This is a genomic window from Nocardia ignorata NBRC 108230, assembly GCF_001612905.1.
Classification (GTDB): Bacteria; Actinomycetota; Actinomycetes; order Mycobacteriales; family Mycobacteriaceae; genus Nocardia; species Nocardia ignorata.
In genome coordinates, this window is sequence record NZ_BDBI01000017.1 from 186,156 (window position 1) to 209,500 (window position 23,345).

Genomic DNA, 23,345 nt, shown 5'->3' on the forward strand with positions numbered 1-23,345 from the left:
TTCGGGCTGTTGACGCGTCCTCAGGGTTACGGTACGGCCGTGACGTCAGTGACTTCAGTCGAACCACCCGAGCATGTGCGGGCCACATTCGGTCTTCGCGAAGTGACGCCGGTCTCCCTCGGTGACTGGGACGGTGGCTGGCGGCTCGGCGATGTGGTGCTGAGCCCGGTGGCCGATCACGCCCGCGCGGCGTGGTCGGCCAAGGTGCGCGAAACCCTCGCGGTCGACGGTGTGCGCGTCGCGCGTCCGGTGCGTGCCACCGACGGCCGCTACGTGGTGTCGGGCTGGCGTGCCGACACCTTCATCGACGGCGCTCCCGAACCCCGCCACGACGAGGTGGTGTCGGTGTCGCTGCGATTACACAAGGCGACAGCACAATTGGAGCGCCCGCGTTTCCTGGTGCAGCCGCCCGTCGCGCCGTGGGTGGATGTGGATGTGTTCGTCGCCGCCGACCGCGCCGCCTGGGAATCGGTGCCGCTGCGGACCCTTCGCGCGGGCGGCGTCCCCCTCACCGCGACCCCCGACGGCCAACGCAGCCTCGAGTTGATCGGCCAACTGGCCACTCTGCGCAAACCGGTGCGCAGCCCCGACCAGCTCGTCCACGGCGACCTGTTCGGCACGGTCCTGTTCTCCGGCACCCACGCCCCCGGTCTCACCGACATCACCCCGTACTGGCGCCCCGCCTCCTGGGCGGCGGGCGTGGTCGTCGTCGACGCCCTGGCCTGGGGCGGCGGTGACGACGGCCTCCTGGAACGCTGGTCGAGCCTGCCCGAATGGCCACAGATGCTGTTGCGCGCTTTGATCTTCCGCCTCGCCGTGCACGCCCTGCACCCCCGCTCCACCCCGGAAGCCTTTCCGGGTCTTGCCCGCACGGCCGATATGGTCCGCCTGGTCCTGTAGCGGAAATGCCGAAAGCCGCGCCCGGTCGGGGATTCCGGGCGCGGCTTTCGTGGTGTCAGACGTTGGCGTAGGCCAGGGACGGGACCTTGTCGGTGGCGAAGGAGGTGCGCAGGTAGCACCACCAGGTGACGCCCGCCATGACGACGAAGGCGACGGCGTAGGCCCAGAAGGCGGGGGCCATGGAGCCGAAGTTGATGTTGGACAGGCGAAGTGCCTGCTGCAGGATGAATCCGCCGAAGGCTCCGACGGCACCGATCACGCCGATCGCGGCGCCGGCCTGTCGACGTGCCGATGCCTGGGCCTCGGTGAGCTGCATGCCGTGTTCGGCGGCGTACTTCTTGGCGGTGGCGCCGAAGATCGACGGGATCATCCGGTAGGTCGAGCCGTTGCCGACACCGGTGAGCACGAACAGCAGCAGGAACGCGGCGAGGTAGAGCGGGAAGCTCTTCATCGACAGCGCGGTCATGATCAACGCGACCGCCACAGCCATTCCGGTGAAGACCATCACCGTGATGCGCGCGCCGCCGACCTTGTCGGAGATCCACCCGCCGACCGGGCGGCTGAACGACCCGACGAGGGCGCCGAGGAAGGCGAGGTTACCGACCATGCTGATCCAGCCGATCTGGGTCAGGTGCGGGAAGTTGGCCTTGATCAGGGTCGGGAAGGCGAACGAGAAGCCGATGAACGAACCGAAGGTGCCGATGTAGAGGAACGACATGATCCAGGTGTGCGGGTTGGTCAGCGCCAGCTTGTAGGACTTGCCGTCGGCCTTGGCCGAGGTGATCGAGTCCATGTAGCGCAGCGCTCCGAACGCGGCGATCAGGATGAACGGCACCCAGACCAGGATGGCGAGGGTGAGGCCGAACCGGTAGCCCGCGGCGTCCTTGGCCAGCAGGTGCGTGCCGAGCGTGATCAGCAGCGGCGCGGCCAATTGTGTCTGTGCCACACCGAGATTGCCGCCCGCGGCGTTGATGCCGAGCGCGGCGCCCTTCTTACCCTCGGGGAAGAAGAACGAGATGTTGGCCATCGACGACGAGAAGTTGCCACCGCCCACACCGGCGAGCGCGGCCAGCAGCAGAAACACCCACATCGGGGTGCCCGGCTGGTTGACGAAGTACGCCAGGCCCAGCGTCGGGAACAGCAGCATGCCCGCGCTGAAGGCGGTGAAAGCCCGACCGCCGAACTTGGGGACGGCGAAGGTGTAGGGGATGCGCAGGGTGGCGCCGACCAGGGTGGGCACCGAGGTCAGCAGCAGGGCGTTGGCGACGGCGGTCGGGTTGCCCTTGCCGAGGCCGTCCAGGAACGTGAAGCCCGCGGCGCCCATGGCGGTGACGATGGAACCGAACAAAACCCAGACGCTGAAGCCGAGGTTCTCGGCGAACACCGAGAACCACAGGTTCTTCTTGGCGGTCTTCTCACCGCCCGATTCCCAGAATTTCGGATTGTCGGGCTCCCACTGGGTCAGCCAGCGGCCCTTCTTCTCATACTCGAACGACGCGGTGTCTGTCGTCTGGCCGGTGGCGGCGATTGCGGTCATCGGCTTCCTCTCGATCGGGCGCGTGATGCGGTGTCGAGAGAAACGGTAGAAGCCGGTTGTTGCGTGACAATGGCCTCAGGTGACATTCGAGCCAACTCGGGCTCACCGCGCCGTTCCCGTCGGGGTGACAGCTCGGTTACCCGGCGAAACTCAACGATCCGGGTACTCGGCGATGAGCGAGCCGAGGAAGCAGCGCGCCGCCTGCATCGCGCGCTCGGCGTCGCCGTCGATGACGGCCTGCACCAGTTCGATGTGCTCGCTGTCGTAGGCGTCGTCGGATTTGGCGGTGCGCGCGTGGATCACCTGCTCGATCACCGGCAGCAGCGAGTCGTAGAACTCCAGATACACGGCGTTGTGGCTGGCGACGACGATCGCGCGGTGCAATTCCACATCGGCGGCGATGGCCACCGGGTCGGGTTTGGTCCAGTCGCGGTCGTTGCGTTCGGCGAGCAGGCGGCGCAGGTTGGCGATATCGGCGTCGTCGCGGCGGCGCGCGGCCAAGCCCGCGGCGGTGGTGTCGAGCGCCTGGCGCAATTCGAGGATGTCGCGTTCCTCGGCGTCGGCGAAGTACTTGCCGAGTGTGCCGCCCACCTCGGAGGTGGCGATCACGTAGGTGCCCGAACCCTGGCGGCGCTCGAGCATGCCCGCGTGGACCAGGGCCTGCACGGCTTCACGCACGGTATTTCGGCCGGTGCCGGTGAGTTCGGTGAGCTCGGGTTCGGTGGGGATACGGCCGCCGACCGGCCAACGGCCCGACCGGATTTCGGCGCGCAGTTGTTCGGTCACCTGGGCGATGAGGCTGGAGCGCCGGACGGGTTGCACGTGAGCCAGCGTAAGGCAAAGCGGCAGGCCGGTACTCGAGCCTGACTTTTCGCTCACATTTGCTGGCGTCGATCATCGGGTCATCCTATGATTTCGTCTGTGACTCCTCCGCCCTCCTCCGAAACCTTGACCCGGCTCACCCCTGTGGATGGGCAGGTCGATGGTCGATGGGATGCGGTCGATGGTGGGAGTGCGCTCCCGAATCCGCCCGCCGAGGTCTATCAGGCGGAGTCCGAGCAGCTCACCCGTCGGTCGCTGATCGAGGGACGGCTGCTGGTTCTCGCGGCCATCATCATGTCGGCGCTCACCCTGCGTGCCGCCGTCACCGCGTTCAGCCCGCTGGCCGAGCAGATCGGTGACGACATCGGGTACGGCACCGCCATCGTCGGCGTGTTCGGCATGCTGCCGACCGCGATGTTCGGCGTCGCCGGGCTGGTCACCCCGTTCGCGGTGCGGCGTTTCGGGCTGGAGCGCACGGTTCTGCTGGCGATGCTGCTGGCCGGATTCGGTTCGCTCGCCCGCGTGTTCTCCGCCGGCACCGGCGAGCTGCTCGCCTTGTCCGGGGTGGCGCTGCTCGGCATGGGTATCGGCAATGTGGTGATTCCGCCGCTGGTCAAGCGGTATTTCGCCGATCGGCTGGCGTCGATCTCCTCGCTCTACATCGTGATGGTGCAGCTGAGCACGGTCATCCCCGCGTTCGTCGCGGTGCCGCTGGCCGAGGCGCACGGGTGGCGCATCTCGATGGGCGTGTGGGCGCTCGTCGGTTTCGCCGCGGCGGTGCCGTGGCTGGTCGTCCTGCGTGACCGCCGTGGCCGCGACAAGGCCGACACCACCGCGCTGCCGACCGAAACGCCGACGGCCACAGGCAAAGTGTGGCGTTCCCCGGTGGCCTGGGGCATGGCGGGCATGTTCGGCATGACCTCGCTCACCACCTACGCCATGTTCACCTGGCTGCCGACCATCCTGGCCGACGCGGGCGCGAGCGCAGCCTTCGGCGGCAACATGGTCGCGCTGTTCGCGCTGATCGGCCTGATCCCCGCGCTCGGTGCGCCGACCGTCGTCTCGCGCATGCGCAACCCGTTCCCGGTCGTGGTGGCGTGCATGGTGCTGTTCGTCATCGCTTTCGCGGGTCTGCTGATCGCGCCGATGAGCGCGCCGCTGCTGTGGGTGGTGCTGCTCGGCCTCGGCCCGAGCACCTTCCCGATGGCGCTCACGCTGATCAACCTGCGTACCCGTACACCGCAGGGCTCGGCGGCGCTGTCCGGATTCACCCAGGGTGTCGGTTACGTCGTCGCCTGTGTGGGTCCGCTGCTGTTCGGCATCCTGCACACCGCCACCGGTGGCTGGCTCGCCCCGTTCGGTCTGCTGCTCGTCGCGCTCGGTGTGTTGCTCACCGGCGCCTGGCAGGCCTGTAAACCGCGCATGCTCGAAGACACCTGGAATTGAGCGGAAGAAAACTCACCGTTCGAGTTGCGTAATGGTGCGTTCGGGTCGATGCTACCTACATCACACCCTCACGGGCGTTTCGAATGATTTCCGGCCGCCTTCTTACGTGCGGAAACCGTTGTGTCACATGCCCGAAACAAAAGGGCTGATCTCACCCCTGTAACCGGGTCGGCGTGAGAAACCGTTGATTCAAGCGCAATTTCCCGCAGCATTTCGGCAATACCCATTTCCTACCGTTGGGCCATCGCACTTTTGGGAGGCCCAACTTGAGCACGCTGAAGCGTAACCACGACATCGAGCACTGGGATGCCGAAGATGTCGCGGCCTGGGAGGCCGGCGGCAAGGACGTTGCCAAGCGCAACCTGATCTGGTCGGTGATCGCCGAGCACATCGGTTTCTCGGTGTGGTCCATCTGGTCGGTGATGGTGCTGTTCATGCCCACCGACAAGTTCGGCATCGATCCGGCGGGCAAGTTCTTCCTCGTCGCCATGCCCACGCTCGTCGGCGCGTTCCTGCGCATTCCCTACACCGTGGCAACGGCCCGCTTCGGTGGTCGCAACTGGACCATCTTCAGCGCGTTCCTGCTGCTCGTGCCGCTGCTGCTGACGCTGTACTTCGTCAACCAGCCGGGCACTTCCTACACCACGTTCCTGATCGTCGCCGCGTTCGCCGGCTTCGGTGGCGGCAACTTCGCCTCCTCGATGACCAACATCAACGCCTTCTACCCGCAGCGGCTCAAGGGCTGGGCGCTGGGCATGAACGCCGGCGGCGGCAACATCGGCGTGCCGGTGATCCAGCTGCTCGGCCTGCTCGTGCTGGTCACTCTCGGTGGCGACTACGCCTACGTGATCTGCGCGGTCTACCTGGTCCTGGTCGGTGTCACCGCGGTCGGCGCCGCGCTGTACATGGACAACCTGACCAACCAGAAGGCCGACATGTCCTACATGCTCAAGGCCCTGCGCGTGCCGCAGTCCTGGGCCATCGCCTTCCTCTACATCGGCACCTTCGGTTCGTTCATCGGCTACAGCTTCGCCTTCGGCCAGATCCTGCAGATCAGCTTCAAGGCCGGTGGCGACACCGCCACCCAGGCCGCCATCCACGCCGCCTCGATCGCCTTTATCGGTCCGCTGCTCGGTTCGCTCGCCCGCCCCTACGGCGGCAAGATGGCCGACCGTATCGGTGGCAGCAAGGTCACCATCGCCACCTTCGGCGCCATGATGGCCGCCGCGCTGGTCGTGATCTTCGCGTCGACGCTGGCCGACCGCAACAACGGCATCGCCACCGGATCGACCATGACCATCCTGGTCGCCGGCTTCATCGCCCTGTTCATCCTGTCGGGTTTCGGGAACGGCGCCGTCACCAAGATCATCCCGTCGGTGTTCGAGGCCAAGTCCAAGAGCCTGCCGCTGCCGCGCGCCGAACAGGCCGCGTGGTCGCAGAACACCTCCGGCGCCCTGATCGGTTTCGTCGGCGCCATCGGCGCACTCGGCGGCGTCGGCATCAACATGGTGCTCCGCTCCTCCTACGCCAGCACCGCCTCGGCGACCACCGCGTTCTGGGTGTTCCTCGCCTTCTACGTGGTCTGCGCCGCGGTCACCTGGACGGTGTTCCTGCGCCGCCCCCGGGTCGCCGTCGATTCCGATGTCGTGGCCGAGGCCGAATCCCTGGTCCTCGAGGCCGAATCCAGCACTTCGTCGGCTCGCTGACAACCGACCACAATCCAGGAGGTCACTCTCATGAACAGCACTCGCAAGACAGTGGTCGTGGTCGGCCACGGCATGGTCGGACACCGCTTCGTCGAGGCCCTTCGCTCGCGCGACGACGCCGGACAGTGGCGCGTGGTCGTGCTCTCCGAGGAGAAGCTGCCCGCCTACGATCGCGTCGGCCTGTCCTACTACGTCGGCAATTGGAACCCCGACGACCTGGCGCTGCCGGGCAACATGTACGACGGCGACGAGTTGGTGGAGCTGCGGCTCGGCCAGCGCGGCGAGTCCATCGACCGCGCGGCCAAGACCGTCACCACCTCCACCGGTGACGTCATCGCCTACGACGCGCTGGTGATGGCCACCGGTTCCTACGCCTTCGTGCCGCCGGTGCCCGGCCACGACCTGCCCGAGTGCTTCGTCTACCGCACCATCGAGGACCTGGACGGCATCCGCGCCGCGGCCGAGAAGGCCGGACCCGGCGCGCACGGTGTGGTGATCGGCGGGGGCCTGCTCGGCCTGGAGGCGGCCAACGCGCTGCGCCTGATGGGCATGACCCCGCACGTCATCGAGTACAACGACCGCCTGATGCCCGCCCAGGTCGACGCCGGTGGTGGCGCGATCCTGGAGAAGCTGGTCTCCGACATCGGTCTGAACGTGCACACGGGGGTGGGCACCGCCAAGATCGAGTCGATCGAGGAAGAGACCGGCGGCGTCAAGCTGCACCTGTCCGACGAGTCCGAGATCCACGCCTCGCTGGTGGTGTTCTCCGCCGGTATCCGCCCGCACGACTCCGTCGCCAAGGACGCCGGGCTCGAAATCGGCCCGCGCGGAGGCATTCTCACCGACCTGAGCCTGCAGTCCTCGGACCCCGACATCTACGCGATCGGTGAATGCGCCGCCGTCGAGGGCGTCTGCTACGGCTTGGTCGCGCCCGGTTACACCACCGCCGAGATCGTCGCCGACCGCCTGCTGGGCGGTGCGGGCGAGTTCCCCGGTGCCGACATGTCGACCAAGCTGAAGCTGATGGGCGTCGACGTGGCCTCCTTCGGTGACGCGCACGCCACCACCGAGGGCGCGCTGTCGGTGGTGCTGCACGACGCCGCCAAGGGCACCTACGCCAAGCTCGTCGTCTCCGACAACGCCGAGATCCTGCTCGGCGGCATCCTGGTCGGCGACGCGTCGGCCTACGCCGCGCTGCGCCCGCTGGTCGGGCGTCCGCTGCCCGCCGACCCGGCCTCGCTGATCTCCCCGGCCGGCGCCGAACTGGGTGCCGACGCGCTGCCCGACGACGCGCAGATCTGCTCCTGCAACAACGTGAGCAAGGGCGCCATCTGCGGAGCCATCGCCGAGGGTGCCTGCGATATCCCGGCCGTGAAGGGCTGCACCAACGCGGGTACCTCCTGCGGTGGCTGTGTGCCGATGATCAAGAAGCTGCTGGAGCAGTCCGGTGTCGCGCTGTCCAAGGCGCTGTGTGAGCACTTCGAGCAGTCGCGTGCCGAACTGTTCGACATCGTGAATGTCACCGGTATCCGGACGTTTTCGGAGCTCATCGCCAAGCACGGCAAGGGTTCGGGTTGCGATATCTGCAAGCCGACCGTCGCCTCGATCCTCGCCTCCACCTCGAGCGACCACATCCTCGAGGGCGAGCAGGCCGCGCTGCAGGACACCAACGACCACTTCCTGGCGAACCTGCAGAAGAACGGCACCTACTCGGTGGTGCCGCGCATGCCCGGTGGTGAGGTGACCGCCGAGCAGCTGATCGTGATCGGCGAGGTCGCCAAGGAATTCGACCTGTACGTGAAGGTCACCGGTGGTCAGCGCATCGACCTGTTCGGCGCCCGCGTCGAGCAGCTGCCGCTGATCTGGAAGCGCCTGGTCGACGCGGGCATGGAATCCGGGCACGCCTACGGCAAGTCGCTGCGTACCGTGAAGAGCTGCGTCGGTTCCACCTGGTGCCGCTACGGCCAGCAGGACTCGGTCGGCATGGCCGTGCTGCTGGAGAAGCGCTACCGGGGCCTGCGTTCGCCGCACAAGTTGAAGCTGGCGGTGTCGGGCTGTGCGCGTGAATGCGCCGAAGCCCGTGGCAAGGATGTCGGCGTGATCGCCACCGAGAACGGCTGGAACCTCTATGTCGGCGGCAACGGTGGTCTCACCCCCAAGCACGCCGTGCTGCTGGCAGGCGACCTCGACGACGAGACGCTGATCCGCTACATCGACCGCTACCTGATGTTCTACATCCGTACCGCCGACCGCCTGCAGCGCACCGCGCCCTGGCAGGAGGCCCTCGAAGGCGGCATGGACTACCTCAAGGCCGTCGTGTGCGACGACAGCCTCGGCATCGCCGCCGACCTCGAGGCCGCCATGGCCAAGCACGTCGACGGCTACAAGGACGAGTGGGCCGCGGTACTCGAGGACGAGAACAAGCTGTCGCGCTTCGTCTCCTTCGTCAATGCCCCTGACGAGGCCGACCCGACGATCGCCTTCGACGAGAGCGGCGAACGCAAGGTGCCAGTGCTTCTCGGTCTGCCGGGGATGCCCGCCGGTGTTGGCTCGGACACAGCAGCAGCCGGGAAATAAGCGCTTAACCCTGTGGAAACAGGGCGCCTGTACCAATAGGTAAGGCGTTCGGAGGAGGAACCGATGACCGTTATCGACACACCCACCATCACCACCGAGACCACGACCTGGACCCAGGCGTGCCGACTCGATTTCCTTATTCCGGGACGCGGCGTCGCTGTCCTGCTCGACGGCGGCAAGCAGGCCGCCCTGTTCCTGCTACCCGACGGCACGCTGGCCGCCGTGGGCAATGTCGATCCGTTCGGCCGGGCCGCGGTCATGTCGCGCGGCATCGTCGGCGACCGGGGCGGGGTCCCGGTGGTGGCCTCGCCGCTGCTCAAGCAGGCTTTCTCCCTCATCGACGGCCGCTGCCTCGACGATGAGACCCAGTCGCTGCCGGTGTATGCCGTGCGACTCGACGCAGGCATCGTCTCGGTGTCGAACGAACCGGTGACTTCATGAATTCTGTGCCCGAAGCGGGACCCTGTCTCGCCGGTTTCACCATCGGTATCACCGCTGCTCGTCGCGCCGAGGAATTCGGCACCCTGCTCACCCGCCGTGGCGCCACCGTGGTGAGCGCGCCCGCCATCCGCATCATCCCGCTCGCCGACGACACCGAACTCGAGCGGGTCACCGAACAGCTCATCGCCGACCCGCCCGCCATCACCGTGGCGACCACCGGCATCGGTTTCCGTGGCTGGATGGAGGCCGCCGAGGGCTGGGGGTTGGCCGAGACGCTGCGTGACACCCTTGCCGCCACCCGCATGCTCGCCCGTGGGCCCAAGGCCAAGGGCGCCATCCGGGCCGCTGAGCTGCGCGAAGAGTGGTCGCCCGCGTCCGAGTCGTCGGCCGAGGTGCTCGACCACCTGCTCGCCGAGGGTGTCGAGGGTGTGCGCATCGCTGTGCAGCTGCATGGCGCGACCACCGAGTGGGAACCGGTGCCCGACTTCTGCGAGGTGCTGCGCTGCGCGGGCGCCGATGTGGTTCCGGTGCCCGTGTACCGGTGGGAACCGCCCGCCGATCGCGGCCCGATGGACTCGATGATCGACGCGATCATCTCCGGCAGCCTCGACTGCGTCACCTTCACCAGCGCCCCCGCCGTGGCCTCACTTCTCATGCGCGCCAAGGAAACCGGGCTGCTCGAGTCGGTGCTGCACGCCCTGCGCGGACGAGTGCTCGCCGCCTGTGTCGGCCCGATCACCGCCGCGCCGCTGGAAGAACTCGGCGTGCCGACGACCATGCCCGGCCGGGCGCGGCTGGGTGCGCTCGCCCGCCACGTGGCCGAGGAACTGCCGCGCCGCGCCAGCCGGATCTACGCGGCCGGGCACCTCATCAGCGTGCGCGGTGGCTGCGTTGTGGTCGACGGTGAGGTTCGTCAGCTCGCGCCCGCGCCGATGGCGTTGATGCGGTCGCTGGCCCGTCAGCCTGGTCGGGTGGTCTCGCGTGAGGATCTGCTGTCGGCGCTGCCCGGAGGTGGCGACGACACCCATGCGGTGGAAACCGCAATCGCCCGCCTGCGCGCGGGACTCGGCACGCCGAAGGCCATCCAGACCGTGGTGAAGCGCGGTTACCGCCTCGCCCTCGACGCGGCCGACTGCTCCGACGCGCCGTCGCGTCCGCCGGTGCAGCCGCCGCACGCCGCCGGCATCGGCACTCCCGCGCGGTCGGCGCGGAGCCAGACGATCGGGGTGTGGTGAGCGCGGCGCGGCCGGGTGAGCCGGCCCTCGTGCTCGTCGCGCACGGCACCCGCAGCGCGCGCGGGGTGGAGATGATCGCCGCCCTCGCCGACGCGGTCGGCACCGAACTGGGTTGCGGCATGGACACCACCGGCCCGAACCCGTTGCTGCGCACCGCTTTCGTCGATGTGCTCGGCCCGTCGCCGTCGGAGGTGCTGCGTGACCTCGACGGCCCGGCCGTGGTGGTCCCGGCGTTCCTGGCATCGGGTTACCACGTGTACCAAGACGTTCCGCGTGAGGTGGCCGAGAGCGGACACACCGCTGTCGCGGTGACCCCCGCCATGGGTCCTGACCCCGCACTGACCAGGATCATGGCGATGCGCCTGCGCGCGGCCGGCTGGCAGCCCGGTGACGCGGTGGTCTTCGCGGCCGCCGGTTCGTCGGATTCCCGTGCGCGCCAGGATGTCCGGCGCGCGGCGGGAATGCTCGCCGAGCAGCTCGCCGCACCGGTGCGGATCGCCTACGTGGCCACCGGCGCTCCGCGCGTCCCGGAAGTCGTTGCGGCCCTGCGTGAATCGGGCTCGCAGCGGGTGTTCATCGCGTCGTACCTGCTGGCCCACGGCCTGTTCCATCAGCGCCTGCACGACGCGGGCGCCGATGGCGTCGCCGAACCGATCGGCGTCCACCCCGCGGTCGTCCGCCTGATCGCCGACCGCTACCGCACCGCCGCCCGCGAATTGGCACGCGCGAACCTCCGCTGAGACTGTCGCCTTCGAAGAAGCCGCGCAGCCCTCGCCTGCATCCGTGGTCACGTAGGGTGCGGCTCGTCGGCTGACCCGCTCAGGGCGAGCATGAGCGCGAACACATCGCGGGTAAACCTCCGTCGGCGCCGTCGGTCGCAGGCGATCGGCGACCGCACCGATGTCGGCCCGAACTTCCCCTGCGTGGTGGGCGGGTCGGGGTCCGCTTCGGATGCGGTTGTAGGTGCCGGTCGCGATAGGGTGGTGTGGTTTCCATCGAAGGGGGTACCCGCTCATGTCCGGTTCGGACGACAAGCAGTACGCGCAGGAGCCGAACGAACTGACGTCGTACCCCGCCGACGAAGTGGCCGTCCCGCAGCCGCCTGCCCCGGCTGCCGCTCCCTTCGCACCGGGTCAGCAGCCGTATGTGCCGGGTCAGCCGCCCGTTGTAGGTCAGCCTGTGCCCGCGCAGCCGATCGGCGGGCAGTTCGCGCCTGGCACTGCTCCGGGGCAGCCCTATGTACCCGGGCAGCAGCCGGGCGGCCAGACCTATCCGTCCGGGCAGGCGATCGGTGCGCAGTTCCCACCCGGCGCTTCTCCAGGACAGCCTTATGTCGGTGGGCAGCCGGGTGGGCTGGTGTTTACCCCCGCGCCGTATCCCGCGTATGTGCCAGAGCCGGCGGAGACCGAGCCGCGGGTGGTTCCGGAGAACATCCGGATGGCGTTCATCGTGATGCTGGTCGGGGCGGCGGTGGCGTTTCTCGGCGGGGCGTATTCGCTCACCGACATCGACACCGTTCGCACGACCCTTCTCGACTCCTCCGATGGGATGTTCCGCGGCTCGAGCCTCGATGTCCTCGTGTACGCGACGGTCGGTGCGACGGTGGTCGGGGCACTGATCACGGTGGGGCTGTGGATATGGATGGCGTTCGCGTGCCGGGCCGGGAAGAACTGGGCGCGAATCACCTCGACCATATTCTTCGGCTTCAACGTCCTCTCGACGCTCTACGCGGTACTCGGGATGGTGGCGGACCTGGGCGTCACCCCGGGAGCGCTGGCGTTCACCCTCGCGGGTTTCGCCATCGGGCTCGGAGCCGTGGTGCTGCTCTGGAACCCGAAGTCGGCGCCCTTCTTCGCGCCCGCCCGCCCGGCCTACCCGCAGTACCCGCTCGCGGGACCCCGCTGACCAGCGGCGCTGTTAGGCTCGAACAGTGGCGCGCACCAAGGAATTCGACCCCGATGTGGTACTGGGCCGCGCACTGGATCTGTTCTGGGAGCGCGGGTACGAGTCGACCTCGATGGCCGATCTCACCGAGCATCTCGGCATCGCCAGGGGTTCCATCTACGCCACCTTCGGCAACAAGCACGACCTGTTCATGCGGGCACTGCAGCGGCACCTGGAGGTCGTCGACGAGCGGGTCACCACGCAGCTGTCCGTGCCTGGTCCGGCGCTGCCCGCCGTGCGCGCGCTGATCGACCAGTTCGTGCGCGAGTCGTGCAGCGAGGACCGCTTCCTCGGCTGCCTGGTCACCACGTCGGCGGTAGAACTGGCCGCCCGCGACCAGGAGGTCGCCCGAGCCGTCGAATCCAGTTGGGCCCGGACCGAAACCGCGCTGACCGGCGCCCTCACCCGAGCCCGCGCCCAAGCCGAACTCGCTCCCGGCAGCGACCCGCGCGCCCTGGCCCGCTTCCTGCTCGTCTTCCTCCAGGGCGTCTGGGTCCTCGAACGCACCCCGAACGCCGCCGCCCGCCTACGCGACGCGAACCGGATCGTCACCACCCTCCTCAGCTGACACACCGCTTCGACCCGGCGCACCCGGTTCGCGGTCGGCCTCGCCGGGAGTCCGGATGCCTTCAGCGAAGGCGACGCCGCGGGCCACCGAGTCCCGCAGCGACGCATCGTCATCGACCGCCTCGGCGGTGACGCTTAACGAGCCACTGAGCTCACGGCCACCCATCACCATCGGCGTCACCGCGTCGGATGTCGACGATGTCCTCGCCGGCGTCGTCCGGGCAGCCCGGGTACCCGCCGAAACGCCCTAGCCCACCCATACGGGACGACACGGACACATTCGCCGTCAATGCACGGTATCTATTGATCGATGCGGCACACTCGTGCGCATGCGTCGGCTGTTGTGCTGTCTGCTCGTCTTGCTCGGCTGCGGTGTGGTCGTCTCACCTGCGGCATCGGCGAATTCATCGATCCTCGAGGTCCGGCCGCTCGGCGGCAGGCAGTTCGAGGTCGTCGTCCATTCGGCGGCGATGAACCGGCCGATCACCCTGTGGATGTCGCATCCCGGTCCGGGCGCGCCCGCGCTGTACCTGCTCAACGCCGTCGACGGCGGGGAGAGCGGCGGGCCGTGGATGCGGCGCACCGATGTGGTCGACTTCTTCGCCGACAAGCCGGTGAATGTGATCGTCCCGATCGGCGGCCGGGCCAGCATGTACACCGACTGGCAACGTGACGATCCGGTTCTCGGCCGCAACAAGTGGACCACCTTTCTCACCAGCGAGTTGCCCCCACTGCTCGACGACCGCTTCGGCATGACCGGTGCCAACGGCGTCGCGGGACTGTCGATGTCGGCCACCTCGGCGCTGAACCTCGCCATCGCCGCACCGGGCCGCTACCGCGCGGTCGGCGCCTTGAGCGGCTGCACGCAGACCGCGAACCCGCTGGCCCAGACCCTCGTCCGTTCTCAGCTCGCCACCTTCGGCGCCAACGCCGACAACATGTGGGGCGGACCCGGCGACCCGGCGTGGGTGGCCAATGATCCGGTGCTGCACGCGGATCGGTTGCGTGGGACCTCGGTGTACCTGTCCTCGGGCAACGGTGCCCCCGGCCCGCACGAGGCGCTCAACGATCCGAGCATCGCGGGCAATGTCGGTGTGCTGCTCGACCGGGTCCTGGTCGGCGGCACCATGGAAGCCGTCGTCGGCAGCTGCTCGGGACCGCTCGCCGGACGCCTCGGTCAGCTCGGTATCCCCGCCGACGTCCGCTTCCGGGCCGCGGGCACGCACGCCTGGCCGTACTGGCAGGACGACGTGCACGACTCCTGGCCGATGTTCGCCGCCGCCCTCGGCGTCTGAACCACACACGACGACGGCCGCCACGCAGCACGTGGCGGCCGTCGTCGTGCCGGGAGCTAGCTCGCCGAACCGGTGAGTAGTCCGCCCAGATCGGCGGAGCCGGTGCTGCCACCGTCGGGCGGGGTGGTCGGCTTCTCGGAGACCTGCACGGTGACGGTCTTGGAGCTGATGAGTTCCTGCACCGCCTTGATCTCGTGGGCGCCGGGCGTGGTCGGTGTCCAGCTGATGGTCGCCTTGCCGTCCCTGACCGCGACCGGCTCGCCGATCTGCGTGCCGTTGTCGGTGAAGGTCACCTTGAACAGGAACGACGTGGCGGTGACGTCGGCCGTCACGGTGTAGGGGGTGCCCACGTAGTGGGTGGTGCCACTCACCGCGATGCTCTGGACGAGCGCCGAGGCCTGCGGTGCCGTCAGCACGGCCGCCGCCGCGATCGCGGTGAACGCTGTGAGGCCGAAGCCGGTGCGCCGTGCCTGGTAGGTCTGCATGGTGTTCTCCTGTGTCGAGCTGTGGTGAGCGCGAGATTAGCCAGTCGGTTCGGCCGAGGTCCCGGAAACAGAAAAAGAGATGTTTAAAATTTTGGCGGCCGGGAAAGCAGAGTGAATCTGTCGGTGCCCCGGCGCATACTCGGCCCATGGCATACGACGAGGAACTCGCCGAGCGGATCCGGGAGATCGTCTATCCTCGGGCCGATCTCGCCGAGAAGAAGATGTTCGGTGGGCTCGCGTTCCTGATCGGCGGCAACATGGCCGTCGCCGCCAGCGGACAGGGGGGATTGCTGGTGCGCGTCGATCCGGCCGAAGGCGACACGCTGCTCGACGGGTCGGCGGTGTCGCCGATGGTGATGGGTGGCCGCGAGCTCAGCGGCTGGTTACGCGTCGCCCCCGAGGCGGTCGATGACGATGCGTCGCTGCGGGACTGGGTGACCCGCGGCGTCGCCTTCGCCGAGGCCCTGCCCAGCAAATAATCGGCCACCGCCGATTTCACCCGCCTCGGGTGAGGTGTGACCCGGGCGCGAACTGCAAGACTGACATCATGTCCGGGCCGCTGCGCTATCAATTCGTCCTCGAGGGCGAACTGTCCGATCGTGTACTCGCGGCGTTTCCCGAGCTCATTCCCAGCGATCATGCTGCGGCCGGGACAACGACGCTGTTCGGCACGGTCGCCGACAGCACCGCTGTGCGGGGGATTCTGGCGCGGATCGACACCCTCGGCCTCACGCTGCTCGAGATGTCACGCCTGCCCGACTGAGGTGACGGGGCGGGCCACGCAAAGAGCCTGCGTCGATCTGGTAACGAGCACGTCGAGATGTCGTCACCAGCAAACTCGTGGCGCCCGCGTGGCCTACCGTCGAACTCGCACACGATGTCGGGGGCAGGTGAGAACTCGAGTTCAGGAGGCTCGTGATGGCACGCTCCGCGATAGCTGTGGCCGGCCGTGGGACCGAGGACCGCGTTCCCGAACTGTCCTTCGCCCCCGTGCGCTGTGACGCGGCGACCGCGGCTTTCGACAGTGCACGCACCGCGCCGGGGCACGTCGTCCTGGTGTGCGGACCGGCAGGCAGCGGTAAGACTGTGGCCATGGTCGACTGGGTGAACACCGCCCGGCCCGCGCCACGGCTGGCCTGGCTGACGGTGTGCACCAGCCCGGGCGCCGATCTGCTCGCAGCCGTGGCCCGGGCGCTCGACCCGACGGCCGCGTCCGTTCCCGACGGTGTCCTGCGCACGCCCGCCGACCGTGCCGCCGACCTCGTCGCCGCGCTCGCCGACACCGAGGAGACCGTCCTCGTCATCGACGATGTCCACCTGCTCACCGACCCACTGCAACTCGCGGGTCTGGAGTACCTGCTCACCCGGCTGCCGCCGAAGATCACCGCGCTGCTCGGCGGCCGTTTCGAACCGCCACTGCGCTGGCACGTGCTCGACCTGGCGGGCAGGCTCACCCGCCTCGGCGCGACCGAGCTGGCCATGCCGCCGGATCGTGTCGCCGAGCTGCTCGCCCAGCACGACTGCCACCTCGACGACACCGACCTCGCCGCCCTGCACGAGCTCACCCGCGGCTGGGCCGCCCTGGTCCGGATCGCCGCCATCTCGCTCGGCACCGACGACCGGAGCACCGCCCTCACCGCGCTGGCCGCACCGACCCACGCGGTCGCCGACTTCCTCGTCGCCGAACTCATCGAGACGCTGCCCCCACGCACCGTCGAATTCCTGCTCACCACAGCCGTTCCCACCCGCTTCTGCCTGCCGATGGCCGAGGAACTGCTCGGCCCGGCCGCGTCGCGCATTCTCGACGAACTGCTGCGTGCCAGCTTCCCGCTGCACACGGTCGCCACCGACGGACAGCTCTGGTACACCTATCACCCGCTGCTGCGCGCCTACCTGCTTGCCGAGGCCGCGCACACCAGGGCCGAACGCCTGCCCGGTTTGCACCGGCACCTCGCCGAGTGGTTCACCGGCGCCGCCCTGCCCGGGTGCGCCCTGGACCATGTGCTCGCCGAACCGGGTGCGCCTGGACTGGCGTCGTTCCTGTGGGAGTGGGGCGTACGGATGGTGCTCGACGGCAAGGGTCACCTGCTGTTGCACGCCCTCGATCAGGTACCCGGCCTGTCGGACGACACGTTCGTCGGGTTGTTGCGCGCCGCCGTCGCGGTGGAAGACGGTGAGATCGCCGCGGCGGAAGTGTATTTGGAGGCGGCCCATGTGGGTTCGTGGCCGGGGTCGGCACTGGTCCCGGCCGAGTGGATCGCCGCGCTCGATCACGCGGTGAGCGCGGGGGTGGCCGTGCTGGCCGGTGATTCGGCCTCCATGCGGTGGCAGTTGCCGCCGGTCACCGGTCACACCGATCTCGACTGCTATGTGGCACTGCACTGCGGTGCGGCCGAAGTGTTCGGCGGCCGGATCGTCAGCGGCACAGCGGCTTTGCGGCATGCGGTGGTCTACGCCGAGGAGGCGGGACTCGGTCGCGTCGCGGTACGGGCACGCACGGCGGTCGCGGCGGCATCGGGCATCACGGGCCGGGTCGGTGAGCTGCGGGTGCTGGCCGCCCAAGCCCTCGAGTGCGCTGATCGCTACGGGCTCACCGGATCGTCGGAGGCCGCGATGGCCCGCGTGACCGCCGCCTACGGCGCGCACCGGCAGGGTTGCGCTTACGGCAAGCCGCTGCCCGACCTGTCGGCCGACGACACGACCACCCCCGCCCTGCTGCGCCAAGCCCGCATCGTCATCGGCGTCCTCGCCTTCGACGACACCATCGACCGTGCCGCCGCGGCCACCGCCCTGAGCAGGCGCCTGCACCACCTGCTCGACGACGCCCCGGCGCTGCTCGGTGCCGGAAACCTGGTCACCGAGGTGCTGTGGCTACTGCTGCGGGTGCATGCCAAGGTCGAGGCGCGCGCTCTCGTCGACCATGCGACCCGGGTGCTCGGCAAGACCGTCGACACCCAGCTGGCCGAAGCCGCCCTTGCCCTGCACACCCAGCGCCCGGCCGCCGTCCTACCGCTGCTGACACCGCTGGTCGGCGAGGTCACCGACGGCCAGGCCGTGGCCGCGTGGCTGCTCATCGCGGTCGCCGCCGACCAGCTCGATCGTCCGCGCAAGGTCGAGGACGCCTTCGACCAGGCCCTTGCCCACGCCGGTGGGGAACACCTGATCCGTCCGTTCCTGGACGTGCCGGGTGCCGCCGAACTGCTCGACCGGCTGGGTTCGCACTTCGGTCGCTACGACGCCTTCGTCGACCACGTGCGCGCCCACCGTGGCGCCATGGCCGACGCACCACGGCTCACCGACACCGAACTCGTTGTGCTGCGCCGTCTTCCGTCGGGGTTGACCGCCACCAGCATCGCCGCCGACCTGGGGGTCTCGGTGAACACGGTGAAGACGCACCTGCGCGGCATCTATCAGAAGCTCGGTGTGAACGCGCGCGGTGCGGCCATCGCGCAGGCGCGGTGCGTCGGCCTGCTCTGAGTTCACGGGGCGCGCAGCGCGGGGAACCAGACGTCGGTGAGGACTTCGGCGGCCTGTTCGGCGGTCACGTCGATGGTGCCCTGCATGGCCCAGCGGGTGAAGAACCGCTCGAGCTGGGCGACGAGCAGTTCGATCCGTAACCGGGCTTCCTCGCGCCGGTGCTCGGGCCAGCGGGCGAGATAGTCCGGCATGCTGTCGGCCAGCGTCATGATGCCCTCGCGGGCCAGCCTGCGGAATTCCGGTTCCACCGCGGTGGCTTCGTCCCAGGCGGGCAGCATGTCCTTGTTCACGAAGAACCAGTCGATGGCGCGGGCCATCCAGTCGGCGAACGCCGCGCGTGATCCGGTGGTGAGCACGCGGTCGAGGTCGGCGTAGACCATCCTGACGCTGGTGAGTGTGCCCTGGTTGGCGATGGCGCGCAGCACCTGGGGTTTCCCGGTGAAGTGCAGGTAGAAGGTGGCCCGGCTGCAGCCCGCGGCGGCGGCGATGTCGTCGACCCGGACCGAGGAGTAGCCGTGGGTCTCGAACAGTGTGCGCGCGGTGTCGACGATGCGTGCCGTGGTCAGGCGCTTGTGTTCCTCGCGCAGCGAGCCTCGCTGGGCGGTGGGTTCCGGCGACATGAGGACCATCGTAGACGGCATGCTCATTCACTGGACGCTGTGTCCAGCGAACCGCTATCGTGTGGTGCGGGTCACGTCGGCGAGCGTGAGTCGATGAGGAGTTGTGCATGAATACACCGGAGCTGCCGAGGGTTTGCGTCATCGGTGCGGGCCCGTCGGGTATCACGGCGGCCAAACGCCTTGCCGAGTACGGCATTCCGTTCGTCTGTTACGAGGCGTCCGACGAGGTCGGCGGCAATTGGTATTACCGCAATCCCAACGGCATGTCGGCCTGCTATCAGAGCCTGCACATCGATACGTCCAAGTACCGCCTGCAGTTCGAGGACTTTCCCGCGCCCGCGGACTGGCCGGACTTCCCGCACCATTCGCAACTGCACCAGTACTTCAAGGACTACGTCGACCATTTCGGCCTGCGCGACCGGATCAGGTTCGACGCGCTGGTCACCGCGGCCGAGCGGACCGACGACGGCCGCTGGCTGGTGACGGCCGCCGGTGACACCGAGGTCTTCGACGCGCTGATCGTCTGCAACGGCCACCACTGGGACCCCCGGATGCCGGACTACCCCGGTGATTTCGACGGTGTGCTCATGCACAGCCACGCCTACAACGACCCCTTCGATCCCATCGACATGCGTGGCAAGCGCATCGTGGTGGTCGGCATGGGCAATTCCGGGCTCGATATCGCCTCCGAACTGTCCCAGCGTTTCCTGGCCGAACGGCTGTTCGTGTCGGCTCGGCGAGGGGTGTGGGTGCTCCCGAAATACGTGCGCGGTCAGGTGGGTGACCGCCGGTCGATGCCCAAGTGGATGCCGCCGAAGGTCGCGCTGAAACTCAAGCAGCGCTTCGTGCGCAAGAATCGCGGTCTGATGCAGAACTACGGTCTGCCCGCACCGGATCACGAACCGTTCGAGGCGCACCCGTCGGCGAGTGAGGAATTCCTGCACCGCGCCGGCTGCGGGGATGTGGAATGCAAGCCCGCCATCACCCGGCTCGACGGTGACACAGTCCATTTCGCCGACGGCTCGCGCGAACAGGTCGACGTGGTGCTGTGCGCCACCGGCTATCACATCAGCTTCCCGTTCTTCACCGATCCGTCGCTGGTGCCGGACAGCGACAACCGGTTCCCGCTGTTCCAGATGATGATGCGGCCCTCGGTGGACAATCTGTTCTATCTCGGGCTGGCACAACCGACTCCGACGCTGGTCAACTTCGCCGAACAGCAGACCAAGCTGGTCGCCGCCTACCTCACCGGCCGCTATCACCTGCCCTCGCGGGCCGAGATGGACGCCGAGGTCGACGAACGGCTCGATGCCCGCGCCGGGCGGTACTACGATTCGCCACGCCACACCATCCAGGTCGAATTCGAGCCGTACGTCCGCGGCTTGACCAAGGAGCTCGAGCGCGGGGCCAAACGTGCCGCAGCCGCGGGCAATACGTTGCCGGTACCCGCCCGCGCCCAGGCCGAGGCCAGCCGATGACGCGCGCAGCGGGCTTCTGCCGGGACGACTTCGCGCAGGTGCGAGCGGTATTCGACGAGCAGCTAGCCACGGGCGCCGAGCTCGGCGCGTCGCTGTGCGTGACGGTCGACGGCGATCCCGTCCTCGACCTGTGGGGCGGTCACGCCGACCCCGACCGCGCCGTGGCCTGGCAGGCCGACACCCTGGTGAACGTCTTCTCGGTGACCAAGACGATGACCGCCCTGTGCGCCCTGCTGCTCGTGGATCGCGGCGACCTCGACCTCGACGCACCCGTGGCCAGGTACTGGCCCGAATTCGCTGCCGAGGGCAAGGACCGCGTCGAGGTGCGGCACGTGCTGTCGCACACCTCGGGCGTCTCGGGCTGGGAACGGCCCATCGCGCTCGCCGACATCTACGACACCGAAGCCGCCGCCGCCCGGCTCGCCGCTCAGCCACCGTGGTGGGAACCCGGCACGGCCTCGGGCTATCACGCCCTCAACTACGGGCATCTGGTCGGGGAATTGGTGCGGCGCATCACCGGTCGCACCCTCGGCGAGTTCTTCGCCACCGAGCTGGCGGGACCACTCGGCGCGGATTTCCACATCGGCACCGGACCCGAGCACGCCGACCGGATCGCCACGCTCGTCGCACCGCCGCACCGCGAATTCGACATGTCCGCGCTCGACCCCGACAGTATCCTCGTCAAAACGCTGACGAGCCCGCTACTCGATATCGCCGAGACAGCGACTCCCGCTTGGCGTTCCGCCGAGCTCGGGGCGGTCAACGGGCACGGCAACGCGCGTTCGGTCGCTCGCGTGCAGTCCCTGGTTTCGTGCGGTGGTGAGCTCGGCGGCAGGCGATTCCTCTCGCCCGCCACGATCGAGTCGATCTTCCGCGAGCAGGCCGACGGCCTCGACCTGGCGCTGCTCGCCCCGCTGCGGTTCGGCATCGGCTACGGCCTGCCGCGCCCCGAGACCTACCCACACATCCCCGACGGCCGGGTCTGCTGGTGGGCGGGCTACGGCGGCGCCATGGTGGTCAACGACCTGGATCGCCGAATCACCTTCGCCTACACCATGAATCGGATGGCGCCGGGCGTGATCGGATCGGATCGGATCGACAACTATCTGAAGGCGGTCTTCGACGCGGTCGCCGGAACCGACCGTTCTCGAGGGAGGACCTCATGACCGAAGCCGTTGACCCCCAGGTGTTCGTCGCGCAGGTGGCGGCCGGACTCACCGCGCCCGGCGCGCCCTTCGAGATGACGGTCGAAGAGGTGCTCGGTGCGCCGATGCCGGTGTTCGCGCGTCGGCGGCGCAGTCTGCGTGAGCTGCTCGAGCACTCGCTGACCTGGGGTGATCGCGACTATCTCGTCACCGAGGACCGCCGGGTCGGCTTCACCGAGCACGCTGCGGCGGTCGGTGCGCTGGCGACCGCGCTGGCCGAACGCCACGGCGTCGGCAAGGGCGACCGGGTCGCGATCCTGGCCGCCAACGGTCCCGACTGGGTGGTCACCTTCTGGGCGGCGCAATGTCTGGGCGCCATCCCGGTGGGCTACAACGCCTGGTGGGCGCCGCCGGAAATCGCCTACGCACTCGGCCACACCACCCCGAAGGTGGTGGTCGCCGACGCGAAAAGGTCTGCGCGGCTGGCCGAAACGGGCAGTGACGTGCCGGTGTTGACCTTCGAGGAAGACCTGCCCGCCCTCGTCGCGGAGTACCGGGGTGCCGCGATGCCGGAAACCGCGGTGGCAGAGGACGACCCGGCCGTCATCCTGTACACCAGCGGAACGAGCGGGCGCGCCAAAGGCGTGGTGCATACCCAGCGAAACCTGTTGGCGATCACCGAATATCACCGCTTCACCGATGCCATGCAGGCGGCGTTCACCGGTCAACCGGTCGGAGACGGGCCGAGCGAGCGTCGGTACCTGGTCACCGCGCCGCTGTTCCACATCGCCAGCCTGCACAATCTGGTGATCCCGCGCCTGGCCACCGGTGCGGCGGCGGTGTTCCCGCACGGCGCCTTCGACGTGGACCGGGTGCTGACCCTGGTCCAGCGGGAACGCGTCACCAACTGGGCGGCGGTGCCGACCATGGCGACCCGCCTGCTCGACCACGACGTGTCGGGCTACGACCTGTCGACGCTCGCGGCACTGTCGCTGAACTCCGCGCCCTCGGCGCCCGCCCTGCTCGAGCGGCTGCGCGAACACCTCGCCGGAGTCCCGCTGTCGCTGACCACCAGTTACGGGCTCACCGAGAGCGGCACCGCCGCGACCGTGGCGACACCGCTGGATCTGCTGGCCGACGCGGGGTCGGTCGGCAGGCCGATCATCGGGGTGTCGGTGCAGATCCGTGACCCCGACGGCGCGGTGCTGCCCGACGGGACCGAAGGCGAGATCTTCATCCGCAGCCAGTACGTGATGCTCGGCTACTGGAACAACGAGTCCGCGACGGTGGAGGTCCTCGACGACCGAAGGTGGTTGCGCTCAGGCGATTTCGGGACGATGACCGACGGCAGGCTCACCGTGTCGGGCAGGCGCACCGACCTGATCCTGCGCGGCGGGGAGAACGTGTACCCCACCGAGATCGAGAACGTCCTCGTCGAACACCCCTCGGTCACCGACTGCGCGGTCTTCGGCGTGCCGCACCCCGACCTGGGCCAAGAGGTGGCGGCCGTGGTCGTCGCCGAACCGGGCACGGTCGAGGAGGACGAACTGCGCGAGTACCTCGCCGCCCGGCTCGCCTACTTCAAGGTGCCCGCACGCTGGCGGATCACCGCCGACGCGTTGCCGCGCAACGCGACCGGCAAGGTCACCCGGCGCGACCTCGCGGTGTAG

Annotated in this window: 21 protein-coding genes; 17 read left to right on the forward strand and 4 right to left on the reverse strand. The window is 68.7% G+C overall.

Features of this window, described 5'->3' with window-relative positions; all coding sequences use genetic code 11:
- The first annotated feature begins 48 nt into the window (after positions 1-48).
- Positions 49-900 carry a TIGR02569 family protein gene (locus tag NI2_RS15880; protein ID WP_067491486.1) on the forward strand — a complete coding sequence of 284 codons (852 nt, stop codon included), beginning with the start codon at positions 49-51 and terminating at the stop codon, positions 898-900.
- A 55-nt stretch (positions 901-955) separates the two neighbouring features.
- On the opposite strand, the gene NI2_RS15885 is transcribed toward NI2_RS15880, so the two are convergent.
- Positions 956-2,437 carry an MFS transporter gene (locus tag NI2_RS15885; protein WP_067491488.1) on the reverse strand — a complete coding sequence of 494 codons (1,482 nt, stop codon included), beginning with the start codon at positions 2,435-2,437 and terminating at the stop codon, positions 956-958.
- Positions 2,438-2,587: 150 nt separating this feature from the next.
- Entirely contained in the window at positions 2,588-3,259 is a 672-nt protein-coding gene (locus NI2_RS15890) for a FadR/GntR family transcriptional regulator (RefSeq protein WP_067491493.1), read from the reverse strand.
- Positions 3,260-3,553: 294 nt separating this feature from the next.
- On the opposite strand from NI2_RS15890, the gene NI2_RS15895 reads away from it, so the two are divergent.
- The 10 genes from NI2_RS15895 to NI2_RS15940 all read left to right on the forward strand — a co-directional run bounded on the left by NI2_RS15895 (position 3,554) and on the right by NI2_RS15940 (position 14,470).
- The gene (locus NI2_RS15895) at positions 3,554-4,705 is read left to right on the forward strand and encodes an MFS transporter (RefSeq protein ID WP_243749809.1); all 1,152 of its coding nucleotides are present in this window, start codon (positions 3,554-3,556) and stop codon (positions 4,703-4,705) included.
- Positions 4,706-4,971: 266 nt separating this feature from the next.
- On the forward strand, positions 4,972-6,411 hold the full coding sequence (locus NI2_RS15900; protein WP_133733822.1) for a nitrate/nitrite transporter: 1,440 nt from the start codon (positions 4,972-4,974) through the stop codon (positions 6,409-6,411).
- Positions 6,412-6,441: 30 nt separating this feature from the next.
- Positions 6,442-8,988 (forward strand): nitrite reductase large subunit NirB, encoded by a 2,547-nt coding sequence (nirB, locus tag NI2_RS15905; RefSeq protein ID WP_067491497.1) that lies wholly within the window; start codon positions 6,442-6,444, stop codon positions 8,986-8,988.
- Positions 8,989-9,051: 63 nt separating this feature from the next.
- Positions 9,052-9,429, forward strand: a complete 378-nt coding sequence (nirD, locus tag NI2_RS15910; RefSeq protein ID WP_067491499.1) for a nitrite reductase small subunit NirD — start codon at positions 9,052-9,054, stop codon at positions 9,427-9,429.
- The gene (locus NI2_RS15915) at positions 9,426-10,664 is read left to right on the forward strand and encodes a uroporphyrinogen-III synthase (protein ID WP_067491501.1); all 1,239 of its coding nucleotides are present in this window, start codon (positions 9,426-9,428) and stop codon (positions 10,662-10,664) included. Before nirD ends, NI2_RS15915 begins: the two co-directional genes overlap by 4 nt.
- On the forward strand, positions 10,658-11,404 hold the full coding sequence (locus NI2_RS15920) for a sirohydrochlorin chelatase (protein ID WP_084476453.1): 747 nt from the start codon (positions 10,658-10,660) through the stop codon (positions 11,402-11,404). The genes NI2_RS15915 and NI2_RS15920 overlap by 7 nt, the downstream gene beginning before the upstream one ends.
- Before the next feature lie 274 nt (positions 11,405-11,678).
- On the forward strand, positions 11,679-12,569 hold the full coding sequence (locus NI2_RS15925; protein ID WP_067491502.1) for a hypothetical protein: 891 nt from the start codon (positions 11,679-11,681) through the stop codon (positions 12,567-12,569).
- Between the two features lie 25 nt (positions 12,570-12,594).
- Complete coding sequence (locus NI2_RS15930) at positions 12,595-13,176, forward strand: TetR/AcrR family transcriptional regulator (RefSeq protein WP_067491505.1); 582 nt, start codon at positions 12,595-12,597, stop codon at positions 13,174-13,176.
- A gap of 55 nt (positions 13,177-13,231) precedes the next feature.
- Positions 13,232-13,426 carry a hypothetical protein gene (locus tag NI2_RS33840; protein ID WP_133733821.1) on the forward strand — a complete coding sequence of 65 codons (195 nt, stop codon included), beginning with the start codon at positions 13,232-13,234 and terminating at the stop codon, positions 13,424-13,426.
- A gap of 78 nt (positions 13,427-13,504) precedes the next feature.
- Positions 13,505-14,470, forward strand: coding sequence for an alpha/beta hydrolase (locus NI2_RS15940; RefSeq protein ID WP_067491508.1), 966 nt, complete (start codon positions 13,505-13,507; stop codon positions 14,468-14,470).
- A 56-nt stretch (positions 14,471-14,526) separates the two neighbouring features.
- Here NI2_RS15940 and NI2_RS15945 read toward each other — a convergent pair whose 3' ends face one another.
- Positions 14,527-14,955 (reverse strand): Ig-like domain-containing protein, encoded by a 429-nt coding sequence (locus NI2_RS15945; protein ID WP_067491510.1) that lies wholly within the window; start codon positions 14,953-14,955, stop codon positions 14,527-14,529.
- A gap of 146 nt (positions 14,956-15,101) precedes the next feature.
- Here NI2_RS15945 and NI2_RS15950 point away from each other — a divergent pair, with 146 nt between their 5' ends.
- The 3 genes from NI2_RS15950 (at position 15,102) to NI2_RS15960 (ending at position 18,432) form a co-directional block, all read left to right on the forward strand.
- Positions 15,102-15,434: a TfoX/Sxy family protein gene (locus tag NI2_RS15950; RefSeq protein WP_067491512.1), complete on the forward strand. Its 333-nt coding sequence runs from the start codon at positions 15,102-15,104 to the stop codon at positions 15,432-15,434.
- A 68-nt stretch (positions 15,435-15,502) separates the two neighbouring features.
- Positions 15,503-15,718, forward strand: coding sequence for a DUF8691 family protein (locus NI2_RS15955; protein WP_067491732.1), 216 nt, complete (start codon positions 15,503-15,505; stop codon positions 15,716-15,718).
- Between the two features lie 155 nt (positions 15,719-15,873).
- On the forward strand, positions 15,874-18,432 hold the full coding sequence (locus NI2_RS15960) for a winged helix-turn-helix domain-containing protein (protein WP_067491514.1): 2,559 nt from the start codon (positions 15,874-15,876) through the stop codon (positions 18,430-18,432).
- A gap of 2 nt (positions 18,433-18,434) precedes the next feature.
- Here the strand turns inward: NI2_RS15960 and NI2_RS15965 are convergent, their stop codons facing one another.
- Positions 18,435-19,052, reverse strand: a complete 618-nt coding sequence (locus tag NI2_RS15965; protein WP_084476454.1) for a TetR/AcrR family transcriptional regulator — start codon at positions 19,050-19,052, stop codon at positions 18,435-18,437.
- A 107-nt stretch (positions 19,053-19,159) separates the two neighbouring features.
- Here NI2_RS15965 and NI2_RS15970 point away from each other — a divergent pair, with 107 nt between their 5' ends.
- The 3 genes from NI2_RS15970 to casG are packed head-to-tail and all read left to right on the forward strand — an operon-like array spanning position 19,160 to position 23,345.
- Positions 19,160-20,530, forward strand: coding sequence for a flavin-containing monooxygenase (locus NI2_RS15970; RefSeq protein ID WP_067491516.1), 1,371 nt, complete (start codon positions 19,160-19,162; stop codon positions 20,528-20,530).
- Positions 20,527-21,696 (forward strand): serine hydrolase domain-containing protein, encoded by a 1,170-nt coding sequence (locus NI2_RS15975; RefSeq protein WP_067491517.1) that lies wholly within the window; start codon positions 20,527-20,529, stop codon positions 21,694-21,696. The genes NI2_RS15970 and NI2_RS15975 overlap by 4 nt, the downstream gene beginning before the upstream one ends.
- Positions 21,693-23,345, forward strand: coding sequence for a steroid-24-oyl-CoA synthetase (gene casG / locus NI2_RS15980; protein WP_067491518.1), 1,653 nt, complete (start codon positions 21,693-21,695; stop codon positions 23,343-23,345). The genes NI2_RS15975 and casG overlap by 4 nt, the downstream gene beginning before the upstream one ends.